The following is a 10,810-nucleotide window of genomic DNA, read 5'->3' as shown; positions in this document are numbered from 1 at the left end:
CGGCCTGCTCGACCGTACGCGCGAGGAGGCCGCGTACGAGCTCGGCAACGGCGCCCGCGTGCTGGCGCAGGACACGGTTCCCTTCTGCGTCTGGGTCGCCGCGCGCCACCTCGGCGACTACGAGCGAGCCGTACGCGACTGCGTCGCCGTCGGCGGGGACATCGACACGACCGCCGCCATCACGGGCGGCATCGTGGCCGCCCACACCGGGGCGGAGGGCGTGCCACGCGCCTGGCGCGACGCCCGCGAGCCGCTGCCCGGCTGGCTCTCTCCCGCCGCCGGTGGGCCGGGATGAGCGTGCCCTGATCGAGCCGGACCTGGACGTCGAGGACCTCGTCGGCATGCGGTTCGCCGTGTCTCCCCTGATGAGTCTGCGCACTCTGCTGCCGCCGACCTACTTCGTGTTGCAGATGCCCTGGTGGCGCCGGGTCGAGAAGGACGTGGCCCACCTCGACATGCGGCGGCCGACCTCGCTCGTCGGCGTACGGCGCTGGGGGCCGGACTTCCTCACGCCCCGGCCCGAGGTCCCGGTGCCGGACTTCGAGGAGGAGCTGGAGATCGTACGCCGGACGCCGCCGGAGAAGGTCGCCGCCGACATCCGGAGCGCCCACGCGGGCCGTCCGGTGCCCCCCGGCCCTGCGGCTGGACGAGCCGGCGCGGCTCCGCGACCGGCTCGTCGCCCTGCTCCGGGAGTACCGGGAGGCGGCGCCGGCCCCGGACTGGACGCGCATGCGCGGGGTGCTGAAGGCCGACATGCTCTACCGGGCCCGGCAGCTCACCCGTGGCGGCGCCCGGCCGCTGTTCACCGACCTCCACCCGGCCATGCGATGGCGCCTGGACGTACCCGCGATCGACTACCGGATCGACGTCACCGGCCACGGCCTGTGCCTGATGCCGTGCCTGTTCGTCCGGAGCACGGTGCCGCCGATCAGCGCGGACGAGCCGCCCTCACCGGCCTGTCCCGCGCGCGGCACCGCGACGCTCTGGGAGACCGAGCCGCCGACGGGCGGCGAGGCGATCGTCGCGCTCATCGGCCGCCGCAAGGCGGCGCTGCTCGGCTGCCCGGACCGGCCTCGACGCTGGACCTGGCCGAACGGCTCGGCGTCACTCCCGGAGCGGTCTCCCGGCACCTGAGCGTCCTGCACGGCGCCGGGCTCGTCACCCGCGCACGCGTCCTGTACGCCCGCAGCGAGCTGGGCTCCCGCCTCCTCGCCAGGTGAACCCCGGCTACGAGGCGGTGGTCTCCTGCGGCCTCGATTCCAGCCACGGCGCTGCCCGCTCGCGGTCGAGCAGGTCGGGCTGCCGCAAGTCGCCGAGCATGAGGTGGACGAGCGGCGCGGCGTCCCGGGTCCAGGCGTAGCACTGGCGCGCCGAGTCGCAGTGGGTCGCCGCGCGGCTCTGCGCCACCGCGACGATCTCCGGTGCGTCCGCGCCGACCTGCTCGATGTCGGCGGCGGCCGAGTCCGCCAGCGGCACACCCGCCCGCTCGGCGACGGCGCCGATGTCGGACAGTTCGCCGTGCAGCCAGTCCCACGGCGTGGCCTTGATCTCGTCGGCCCAGTTGCGCCCGCACGGCTCGTCGCCGTCGAAGCGGGGGTGGAAGTGCGCGGCCTCGAACGCTCCCGGCGTGCCGTCGACGCGGTCGAAGAGGTCGGCACGCCAGACCGGCCGGTCGACCGCGATCCGCTGCGCCGCGGACTCGCTGCCACGGAGCGGCTGCGGCTCACGCAACCGCAGCTCCAGCCGCACGCCGTGTTCGAGGTGGCTGTCCTTGAGGCTCACCTCGAACCAGTGCCGGACCAGGATCGCTGTGTCGTTGTAGACGAAGGCGTGCAGCACCTCACCACTCCTTGATCACCATCCGGACGCCCCGTGGCCACGTGGGCCCCGGGCACCGGAACCTGGGGAGAACCGGCGAAGCGTTCCCTACCCTCCCTGAGAGCCCATCAGTCGGACAAACCACTCTTCCATCGCCGCTTCATTCATCTGGTTGACGGTTGTCACCCAACTGATTGATTGACTATCCTCGCCGGCATGTCGACACGGAGGGCGCCGTCGGCCGAGGACCGCGGGAAGACGGCCGAACGGGCGCGGGAGCGGATTCTCGATGCCGCCGTGGCCGAGTTCGGCGCCAAGGGGTACGCCGGTGCCCGCACCGCCGGCATCGCCGCGCGTGCGGGTGTGAACCAGCAGCTGATCTCGTACTACTTCGGCGGCAAGCAGGGCCTGCTCGAGGAGTTGCGCCGCCGCCGGCAGCAGGCCGAGTCCTCGATGGTGCGCCCGGACGCCTCGTTCGGGGAATCGGTCGCCGCGTACCTGGACGCGATCCTCGACCATCCCGACTGGGCCCGGCTCGTGGTCTGGCAGGCGCTGGGCGACTGCCCGTTCACCGACGCCGAGGAGGGCGAGCGGTTCGCGCAGACCCGGCGGTCCACGACGGCGAAGGCGCTGGAGAGCATCCGCCGGCGCCAGCGGGACGGCGAGGTCACCGGGGAGGTCGATCCCGGCTTCGCGCTCCTGGTCGCCTACGCCGTGGTCCTCTCACCGATCACGATGCCGCAGTTCGTACGGGACATCTTCGGCGACGACCCACTGGCGCCGTCGATCCGGCACCGGCTCCACGACCAGCTGGTCAAGCTCCTCGGCCCGGCCGGGGACTAGGGAGGTTCAGGCGATGGTCACAGTGGTTTTCGGTGCCCGGGGAAACGTCGGCCGGCATGTCGCCGACGGTCTGCTCGCCGCGGGCGAGCGGGTGCGGGCGACCAGCCGGACGCCCGAGGCGCCCGGTCTCTCGCCACGGCTGGAGGTCGTGGCCGCCGACCTCGAGCGTCCGGAGACGCTGCCCGCCACCCTGGAGGGCGCCGAGAAGGTCTTCCTCTACGCCAAACCGGATGGCATTCAGGGCTTCGTCGAGGCCGCCCGGTCGGCGGGCGTCCGGCACCTGGTGCTGCTGTCGTCGGCGGCGGTCGTGGCCGCCGACGCGGAGCACAACCCGATCGCCCGGCGGCATCGGGCCGTCGAGGTGGCGATCGAGCGGTCCGGCATCGACTGGACGTTCATCCGCCCGGGGATGTTCGCCACGAACACACTGTGGTGGTGGCGGACGCCGATCCGTGCCGAGGGCGTCGTCCGTACGCCGTATCCGGACGCGCAGACCGCGCCCGTCCACGAGAAGGACATGGCCGCGCTCGCGGTGACCGCGTTGACCGGATCCGGCCACCGGCGGCAGGCCTACACCGTGTACGGGCCGGAGTCGCTCACCCTGCGGCGGCAGGTCGAGCACATCGGCGACGCCATCGGCCGCGAGATCCGACTCGACGTGGTCTCCGTCGAGGAGGCGCGGACCGAGCTGGGCAGGACCATCCCCCCGATCGGCGTCGAGACCTTCCTGCGCCAATGGGCGGCCCGCGACGGCACGCCGGCCGAGACCTCGACGACCGTCGCGGAGGTCACCGGCCGTCCCGTGCGCACCTACGCCCAATGGGCGAAGGACCACGCCGGCGACTTTCGCTGACACACCGCTCCGTCAGGCGCGGCGCTGGGCGAACTCCGCGTACGCCGAGCGGACGTCCTCGCCGGTCAGCGTGGTCAGGTCGGCGGTGGTGGCGTCCGAGCCGAGCGAGGCGATCCGCAGGTCGCGGAACCCGCACGCCTTCTCGTACAGCGAGCGCACGAAGCGGCCGTTGCCCAGCTCGTCGATGCGGCCCTGCCCGCGTACCCGCTGGAAGACGCCGGCGAGGTCGTCGAGCGCGGCCTCGTCCCACGAGTCGCCGGCCGAGGCCGCGAGGCTCACCGCGATCTCCAGCAGTTCGTCGGGCGTGTAGGAGGGGAACGCGACCCGTTCGGAGAATCGCGAGGCGAGGCCGGGGTTGGAGCGCAGGAACCGGTCCATGTCGGCGTCGTAGCCGGCCAGGATCACGACCAGCCGGTCGCGGTCGTCCTCGGCCCGCTTCAGCAGCGTCTGCACGGCCTCGACGCCGAACGCGTCGCCTCCGGCATAGCCGGGGTTGACCAGGGAGTACGCCTCATCGATGAACAGCACGCCGCCCAGCGCCGAGTCGATCACCTTGTTGGTCTTCAGCGCCGTCGAGCCCAGGTGCTCGCCCACCAGGTCGGCGCGCTGCGCCTCGACCACCTCGGGCCGGGCGAGCAGGCCCAGGGCCGCGAAGATGCGGCCGAGCACGCGGGCGACCGTGGTCTTGCCGGTGCCGGGCGGCCCGGCGAAGACGAAGTGGCGCATCGGCGGATGGGTGGCCAGGCCCTGCTCCTGGCGGAGCTGCGCCACGCGCAGCTGGGCCGTGATGGCGTGGACCTGCCGTTTCACCGGTTCGAGGCCGATCATCGCGTCGAGGCCCGCGAGCGCCTCCTCCAGCGTCGGCGTCTCGGCGTAGCCGCGATAGCGCTCGGTCACCTCGGCGAACGCCAGCTCGATGTCGGCCGCGCCGATCGTGACGAGCTCGTCGGGCGTCGGCTCGGGCATCTCTTTCGCGCTCCGCGCCCCGTGCCGCCAGCCGCCGCCGACGATCCGCACGTCGCGGGCGCGCGCCGCCCCCTCGATCAGGGAGCGGACGAAGCGGCCGTTGCCCAGCTCGTCGACGATGCCACGCCGACTGACCTCCTCAAAGCGCGCCCAGAGCGTGGGCGCCGCGTCCGGGCCGAGCCGGTCGCCGCGCAGCGCGGCGTGGTATTCGGCGATCTGAAGGAGCTCGGACGGCTCGTACCGGGGGAAGCTCACCCGCGTGCCGAACCGGGAGGCCAGACCCGGGTTGGAGGACAGAAGCGTGGCCATCTCGTCCTCGTAGCCGGCCAGGATGATCACGACGTTCTCGCGGTCGTCCTCGGCCCGCTTCAACAGGGTCTGCACCGCCTCGTTGCCGAACCGGTCGGGCTGCCCGTCGGTGGCGTTGACCAGGCCGTACGCCTCGTCGATGAACAGGACGCCGCCGAGCGCCCGGTCGACCAGGTCATTCGTCTTGATGGCGGTGGCGCCCAGGTACTCGCCGACGAGGTCGGCGCGCTGCGCCTCGACGACCTCGGGCGTCGGCAGCAGCGCGAAGGCATAGAAGATCTTGGCGACGACGCGGGCCACGGTGGTCTTGCCGGTGCCCGACGGGCCGACGAACACGAAGTGCCGCATCGGCTTCTCGGCGGCGAAGCCGGCCTCCGCGCGCATCCGCGCCGCCTCGATCGACGCCGCGATGGCGCGGACCTGCCGCTTCACCGGCTCCAGGCCGATCATGCCCTCCAGCTCGGCGAGCGCCTCGTTCACCGAGATCTGCGGGACCTCCTCGACGGCACGCCCGCGAGCGGGAGGGGTGTACTCCTCCGGCTCCTGGTAGTCCTCCTGCGCCCAGCCGGTGTCGTAGGCCTCGGCCGGCACGATGCGGCGGGCCTGCCACCAGCGGTAGCACAGCACGAACAGCGCGGTCGCCCACGCGGGCGCGGCGTTCAGCCCGGGGAAGGGATGCGCGAGGGCGGCGGCCACGATGCCGGCCAGGGCGAAGGCGGCCAGGGCGGTGCGCCACGGGGCGTACGCGCGGATGCGGTGGGCGAGGAAGGCGACCGGGAGCCCGAGGGCGGCCAGGAAGACCGCCTCGTGGCCGCCGGGCGGGTAGAGGCGGCTGACCGGGAGGACCGCGGCCAGCCAGCAGATGACGACGAACGCCGTCGCCATGCCGCTGGGCGAGCGTAGGGTGAAGTCGATGACGAGCAGGATCGTGGCCGCGAAGACGACCGTCGTGAGCAGCGGCCAGCCGGTGACGACGGCGACCGCCGCCGCACCGACGACGAGCACGAGAAACGTCAGCCGTCGCACACCCGCCTGAACCTGGAAATAACGCCAGCGTGCGCGTTCGAACACATCGCGCGCGATCTGCGGGTGCGATCGGGATCTGCCGAACGGTCGCATCGCCCTCCCCTCACGCCTGCAGACGTGTATAGCGCAGGTTCACCGTGTAATGGCAGAACCTATTGTCTGGCGTGCCCCAATCAAGACGGTTACCGTCCGGCGACAATACGCGGGATTCGGGGACCGGGTCAGGCTCCGACCAGCCGATCGGCCAGTTTTTTGTCCTTGGCGACCCGGACGAGGGCGGACGCGAGACGGGCGAGTTCCCGGTCGCTGACGAGTTCGGCGAGACGTTTGGGGTCGGTGGGCAGGCCGAGGCGGTCGGCGCCCTTGAGCGCGACCGCGTCGAAGGCCGGGCGCAGCCACGGCCACACCGCCTGCGCCTCGCGGCAGAAGATGTCGGCTCCGACCGGGCCGATGCCAGGGAACTCCTGGAGGGCCTCCCGTGCCCGCCCGGCGTCCCGCCCGACCTCCTGCGGCAGCCTGCGCAGGTCACCGCCGTAGTCCTCCATCACCTTCTCGGCCATGTCGCCGAGCCGGGTCGCGGTGCTCTCGTCGTAGCGCACATAGTGCGCGCGGCCCAGCGCGTCGACGCGCTCCTGCCAGCCGAGCCTCGCCAGGCCGCGCGGCGTCCCGCCGCCGGCCTCGAACAGCTCGTGCGCCGCCGCCACCGCGATGTCGGCGCTGATCCGGGTGCTGAGCAGATTCGCCAGAACCAGGAGCTTGAAAAGGGCCGCCGGTTGGTCCTTGAGGGTGATTCCGGCGTCCTCCGCGTAGGTATGGCCCGCTTCGGAGAGCAACGTCTTGGTCGTCTTGTCCATGGGCCACCTCCACTTATGGCGGGCAGGTACGCATTTCCTTACCCCGTGAAGGAGCGTCTAAGTGCGGGGACGCGTACGGAGTAGCGGTCGAGCAGCTCGGCGTTGCGCTCGTCGCCGCCGGGAACGTTGGCGCTCGCCCACAGCGGCAGCTCCGCCCGGTCGGCCATCCGCGCCAGCACCAGGTTCCACAGGTAGACGCAGGCCAGCGACGACAGGGCCGCCGTACGCGGCGCGTCGGCCGGGTAGGACGCGTCGCCGGGCGGGACGAGCGTGTCGATGACCAGGTCGGCGACCTCGCCGAGCTTCACGCCGGCGCGCGCGGGCGCCGCCGCCATCGAGGGGCCGGACACGAACGCGACCACCGGCAGGCCGTACGAGCGGGCGGCGCGGGCCAGCTCGACCGGGAAGGGGTTCGCGCCGCTGTTGGAGAAGATCACCACGACGTCGCCGGGCCGCGGCGCGGCCGTCTCCATGATCGGCGCGGCCAGGCCGGACCGGCGCTCGGCCTCGGTCGCGGGCCACGCGCCGTGCAGCGGCGAGATCTCCGGCACGTACAGCGGATGGACGCAGGCCAGGCCGCCGGCGCGGAAGAAGCCCTCGAGCACCATCGCGAGCGAGTGGCCGGACCCGCCGGCGTAGACGAGGCCGCCGCCGGTCACGGCGGAGAGGAGGATCTCGGCCGCCTGGTCGAGTGCGTCGGCGTTGTGCCGCTCGACGCGGTCGAGGTGTTCGCGCATCCAGTTCACGAAGATCGGTCTACCAGGATGCGTTGGCCGCATCCAGGACATTTGTCCCGCCGAAAAGTGGATCGACGGCCATGTCCGACCGGTCCGCCGTGCCCTTAGGGTTTGCCCGTGGCCGACAGTGACGAGGCGCCGAGCGGGGCGGACGCGCGGGAGGACGACGCGGCGTGCGGCGGTGAGGGAGCCGACCGCCGTGGTTCGGGCTTCGCCGGGCGGATCGACGACGGGCCCGGCCCGTTCGGGATCTACCCGTGGCTGCTGGTCGGGCTCGGCGCCGTGTCGAATGTCGCGCACGGGCGGGCACGGCCGGTCTGGGTGTCCGCGCCCCTGCTGGGGCTGTTCGTCGGTCTGGTCCTGGCGGCGATCTGGCTCGGCTTCCACCGCGGGCGGGGCGACCGGCTGGCGTCCGGCCTGCTGGTGGCGCTGATCGCGGACGCGTTCGTGATGAACGGCTGGTTCGGGCACGGCATGGCCATGCTGTTCCCCGTGGCCGCGATGGCCTGCGGCGTCGTGGTGCCGTGGGCGCGGCGTCCGTGGCCGCCGGTCGTGGTCGGGGCGCTGTCCGTGCTGGGCGGCGTGGCGACCTGGCTGCGCGGCGCGTCGGCCGGGGACGCCTTCACCGTCTGGTACAGCACGCTGATCTCCGGCTTCATCGTCTCGATCATCCTGCTGCTGTTCGGCGCGATCCGCGAGCTCCGCGAGACCCGCGAGGAGCTGGCCCGGACGGCCGTGTCCGAAGAACGGCTCCGGTTCGCCCGCGACCTGCACGACCTGCTCGGGCACACGCTCTCGCTGATCGTGATCAAGGCGCAGGCCGTGCGCAAACTGATGCCGCGCGACCCCGCCCTGGCGGCGGACCAGGCGGCCGACATCGAGACGATCGGCCGGGACGCTCTCCGGCAGGTGCGCCTCGCCGTGAGCGGCTACCGCGGCCAGGGACTCGCCGCCGAGCTCGACGGCGCCCGTACGGCGCTGCGCGACGCGGGCATCGAGCCGACCGTCCGCCAGGAGGGCACGCCGCTCCCGCAGGAGACCGGTTCGCTGCTCGGCTGGGCGGTCCGCGAGGGCGTCACCAACGTCATCCGCCACAGTGGCGCCGGCACCTGCGAGATCTCGGTGCGCGGCCGTGGGGACACCGCCGTGCTGTCGATCCGCGACGACGGCCGCGGCGGATCCCCCGTGCTGGGCAACGGCCTGCGCGGGCTCACCGAACGCGTCGGCGGCGCCGGCGGACGGCTCCAGGCCGGTCCGGACGAGCTCGGTGGGTACGTGCTCACGGTGACGGTCCCGTTGAACACGCTCCCGGAGAAGGGGGACGTTTCTTGATCAAGGTGTTGCTGGCCGAGGACCAGGGCATGATGCGCGGCGCGCTGGCGCTGCTGCTCGGCCTCGAGGAGGACTTCGAGGTCGTCGGCCAGGTCTCCACCGGCGACCGGATCGTGCCCACCGCACGTGAGGTCCGCCCCGACGTCGCCGTCCTCGACATCGAGATGCCCGGCCGCAGCGGCCTGGACGCCGCCGCCGACCTGCATGCCGAACTGCCCGACTGCAAGATCCTCATCGTCACGACGTTCGGCCGCCCCGGCTACCTACGGCGCGCGATGGAGGCGGGCGCGAGCGGCTTTCTCGTCAAGGACGGCCCGGTGGAGGATCTCGCCCGCGCCATCCGCCGGGTGCTCGCGGGCGAGCGCGTGGTCGACCCGGAGCTGGCCACGGCCGCGCTGAGCGCGGGCCCGAACCCGCTCACCAGCCGTGAGCGCGACGTGCTGACCGCCGCGGTCGACGGGTCCACCATCGCCGACATCGCCGGGCGCCTGCACCTGTCGGAGAGCACGGTCCGCAACTATCTGTCCGCGGCGATCGGCAAGACCGGCGCGCGCAACCGGATCGAGGCCGTACGCGCCGCGCGCCACAACGGCTGGCTCTGACATACCGCGACGTACCGGGGAGAATCGTCAGATCAAGGAGAGCTGTCCCTCGATCTCGGGCCGGTGCTTGCGCAGGTGCCGCCACTCGGGCAGGTCGTCGAGGTAGGACCAGGACAGCCGGTGGTGCGGCGTGGGCCCGAGCCGCCGGAGCGCGTCCTGGTGCACGGGCGAGGGGTACCCGGCGTTGTCCGCGAAGCCGTACTCCTCATGGCCGCCCAGTTCCGCCATCAGCGTGTCGCGGTGCACCTTGGCCAGCACGGACGCCGCCGCGACCGACACCGACCGCAGGTCGGCCTTGATCTCGGTGCGGACCGGCCACGCCCGCCCGTCCGCGGCCGCCCGCTCGCCGAGGAAGTTGTGCGCGCCGTCGAGGATCACCGCGTCCGGGCGCTCGGGCAGCGCCTCGAGCGCGCGTACGGCCGCCCGGCGCAGCGCCTCGGTCATGCCCACGTCGTCGATCTCCTCCGGGCCGGCGGCGCCGAACGCGTACGCGGCCAGCCAGTCCTCGAGAACCTCCGCGATCGCGGCCCGGCGGCGCGGCGTGAGCATCTTGGAGTCGGTGAGGCCCTCCGGCGGGGTGTCCATGCGGGTGACGGCCGCGCAGACGACGACCGGCCCGGCCCAGGCGCCCCGGCCGACCTCGTCGACGCCCGCGACGCATGCGGCCCCGGCGGCGGTCAACTGCTCCTCGACGGCATAGCCGGGGCCGCTCGGGGCAGGCGTGTCCTCGGTTCGCATGGCGGTCATGGATCCTCCTTCGTCGGAGAGAGTGACCAATTCCCTCGTTTCGCTCGGTCATGATGGCAGGTTCACGGGCCGCGTTCGCCGTCTCACGACGGCGTGGCGCCCCGCTCGCCGTGGCTCCGAGCGCGCAGTTTCACGATCGGGCAACGGCGGACCTGACCGAGTGGACGCCGAATCAGTGAAGAGCGGATGATCTGACGGATACGTCCGCAGGAAGGATTGTCATGCGTAATCGGCCGATATACGACGTCGTCGCGCTGCTCGCCCGATGTGGTGTCGGCACCGTGTTCCTGGCCCATGGGTGGCAGAAGATCCAAGTGGGAGTGACCGCCACCGGGCGGAACCTCGACGCGATGGGCGCCCCGTTTCCGACCGCCGCGGCGGTCTACTCGACGTTCGTCGAGCTGCTGGGCGGCGCGGCGCTGATCCTCGGCGTCGCGCTGCCGGTCGCCGGGACGCTGCTCTTCCTCGACATGGCGGGCGCGCTGATCTTCGTGCACGCCAAGCACGGCATCTTCCTGGTGGACAACGGGAAGGTCCAGAACGGCTTCGAGCTGGTCATCATCCTCGGCCTGGCGGCGCTGGTGTTCGCGGCCGGCGGAGGCGGGCGCATCGCGCTGGACCAGCGGCTGTTCGGCGGGCGGAGCCGCACGGCGGCGGACGAGGACGATGAGGCGCCGCCGCCCTGGCGTCCGGTGCCCGGCACGTCGGAGGAGCCGCCCGCCG

General features: G+C 72.7%; 14 protein-coding genes. 8 read left to right on the top strand and 6 right to left on the bottom strand.

The window, feature by feature from the left end:
- On the top strand, positions 1-295 hold a 295-nt coding region (locus tag ACFFNX_RS30080; protein ID WP_378209241.1), incomplete at its 5' end, for an ADP-ribosylglycohydrolase family protein.
- 99 nt (positions 296-394) lie between these two features.
- Here the strand turns inward: ACFFNX_RS30080 and ACFFNX_RS30075 are convergent.
- Positions 395-598, bottom strand: coding sequence for a hypothetical protein (locus ACFFNX_RS30075; protein ID WP_378209246.1), 204 nt, complete (start codon positions 596-598; stop codon positions 395-397).
- Between the two features lie 131 nt (positions 599-729).
- Between ACFFNX_RS30075 and ACFFNX_RS30070 the strand changes: the two genes are divergently transcribed.
- Complete coding sequence (locus ACFFNX_RS30070) at positions 730-1,134, top strand: hypothetical protein (RefSeq protein WP_378209245.1); 405 nt, start codon at positions 730-732, stop codon at positions 1,132-1,134.
- Complete coding sequence (locus tag ACFFNX_RS30065) at positions 1,059-1,220, top strand: ArsR/SmtB family transcription factor (RefSeq protein WP_378209244.1); 162 nt, start codon at positions 1,059-1,061, stop codon at positions 1,218-1,220. The genes ACFFNX_RS30070 and ACFFNX_RS30065 overlap by 76 nt, the downstream gene beginning before the upstream one ends.
- Before the next feature lie 7 nt (positions 1,221-1,227).
- Here ACFFNX_RS30065 and ACFFNX_RS30060 read toward each other — a convergent pair whose 3' ends face one another.
- Entirely contained in the window at positions 1,228-1,839 is a 612-nt protein-coding gene (locus ACFFNX_RS30060) for a hypothetical protein (RefSeq protein ID WP_378209240.1), read from the bottom strand.
- 195 nt (positions 1,840-2,034) lie between these two features.
- On the opposite strand from ACFFNX_RS30060, the gene ACFFNX_RS30055 reads away from it, so the two are divergent.
- Together ACFFNX_RS30055 and ACFFNX_RS30050 are read left to right on the top strand one after the other, a co-directional pair.
- Entirely contained in the window at positions 2,035-2,661 is a 627-nt protein-coding gene (locus ACFFNX_RS30055) for a TetR/AcrR family transcriptional regulator (protein ID WP_378209239.1), read from the top strand.
- A 13-nt stretch (positions 2,662-2,674) separates the two neighbouring features.
- Positions 2,675-3,514, top strand: a complete 840-nt coding sequence (locus ACFFNX_RS30050) for an NAD(P)H-binding protein (protein WP_378209238.1) — start codon at positions 2,675-2,677, stop codon at positions 3,512-3,514.
- A 12-nt stretch (positions 3,515-3,526) separates the two neighbouring features.
- On the opposite strand, the gene ACFFNX_RS30045 is transcribed toward ACFFNX_RS30050, so the two are convergent.
- The 3 genes from ACFFNX_RS30045 to ACFFNX_RS30035 all read right to left on the bottom strand — a co-directional run bounded on the left by ACFFNX_RS30045 (position 3,527) and on the right by ACFFNX_RS30035 (position 7,406).
- Positions 3,527-5,908 carry an AAA family ATPase gene (locus ACFFNX_RS30045; protein ID WP_378209237.1) on the bottom strand — a complete coding sequence of 794 codons (2,382 nt, stop codon included), beginning with the start codon at positions 5,906-5,908 and terminating at the stop codon, positions 3,527-3,529.
- A 128-nt stretch (positions 5,909-6,036) separates the two neighbouring features.
- Complete coding sequence (locus ACFFNX_RS30040) at positions 6,037-6,669, bottom strand: HhH-GDP family DNA glycosylase (protein WP_378209236.1); 633 nt, start codon at positions 6,667-6,669, stop codon at positions 6,037-6,039.
- 38 nt (positions 6,670-6,707) lie between these two features.
- Positions 6,708-7,406, bottom strand: a complete 699-nt coding sequence (locus tag ACFFNX_RS30035) for a sugar isomerase domain-containing protein (RefSeq protein ID WP_378209243.1) — start codon at positions 7,404-7,406, stop codon at positions 6,708-6,710.
- 117 nt (positions 7,407-7,523) lie between these two features.
- Here ACFFNX_RS30035 and ACFFNX_RS30030 point away from each other — a divergent pair, with 117 nt between their 5' ends.
- Both ACFFNX_RS30030 and ACFFNX_RS30025 read left to right on the top strand, forming a co-directional pair.
- Positions 7,524-8,738, top strand: coding sequence for a sensor histidine kinase (locus ACFFNX_RS30030; RefSeq protein ID WP_378209235.1), 1,215 nt, complete (start codon positions 7,524-7,526; stop codon positions 8,736-8,738).
- Complete coding sequence (locus tag ACFFNX_RS30025; RefSeq protein WP_378209234.1) at positions 8,735-9,340, top strand: response regulator; 606 nt, start codon at positions 8,735-8,737, stop codon at positions 9,338-9,340. The genes ACFFNX_RS30030 and ACFFNX_RS30025 overlap by 4 nt, the downstream gene beginning before the upstream one ends.
- Before the next feature lie 27 nt (positions 9,341-9,367).
- Here the strand turns inward: ACFFNX_RS30025 and rnhB are convergent, their stop codons facing one another.
- A complete protein-coding gene (rnhB, locus tag ACFFNX_RS30020; RefSeq protein WP_378209242.1) occupies positions 9,368-10,078 on the bottom strand; it encodes a ribonuclease HII in 711 nt (236 codons plus the stop codon).
- Between the two features lie 230 nt (positions 10,079-10,308).
- Here rnhB and ACFFNX_RS30015 point away from each other — a divergent pair.
- Positions 10,309-10,810 (top strand): DoxX family protein (locus ACFFNX_RS30015; RefSeq protein ID WP_378209233.1); only part of this gene is annotated, 502 nt, incomplete at its 3' end.

The sequence above is a fragment of the Actinoallomurus acaciae genome (genome assembly GCF_042429965.1).
In the GTDB taxonomy this organism is placed as follows: Bacteria; Actinomycetota; Actinomycetes; order Streptosporangiales; family Streptosporangiaceae; genus Actinoallomurus; species Actinoallomurus acaciae.
Note: the sequence above shows the minus strand (reverse complement) of the source record. Positions and strands in the feature narration are given on the sequence as shown.

Coding starts and splice junctions, on each gene's coding strand:
- ACFFNX_RS30075 (WP_378209246.1), bottom strand. CDS start 598: ATGTCGGCGGCGACCTTCTCCGGCGGCGTCCGGCGTACGATCTCCAGC.
- ACFFNX_RS30070 (WP_378209245.1), top strand. CDS start 730: ATGCGCGGGGTGCTGAAGGCCGACATGCTCTACCGGGCCCGGCAGCTC.
- ACFFNX_RS30055 (WP_378209239.1), top strand. CDS start 2,035: ATGTCGACACGGAGGGCGCCGTCGGCCGAGGACCGCGGGAAGACGGCC.
- ACFFNX_RS30050 (WP_378209238.1), top strand. CDS start 2,675: ATGGTCACAGTGGTTTTCGGTGCCCGGGGAAACGTCGGCCGGCATGTC.
- ACFFNX_RS30045 (WP_378209237.1), bottom strand. CDS start 5,908: ATGCGACCGTTCGGCAGATCCCGATCGCACCCGCAGATCGCGCGCGAT.
- ACFFNX_RS30040 (WP_378209236.1), bottom strand. CDS start 6,669: ATGGACAAGACGACCAAGACGTTGCTCTCCGAAGCGGGCCATACCTAC.
- ACFFNX_RS30035 (WP_378209243.1), bottom strand. CDS start 7,406: ATGCGCGAACACCTCGACCGCGTCGAGCGGCACAACGCCGACGCACTC.
- rnhB (WP_378209242.1), bottom strand. CDS start 10,078: ATGCGAACCGAGGACACGCCTGCCCCGAGCGGCCCCGGCTATGCCGTC.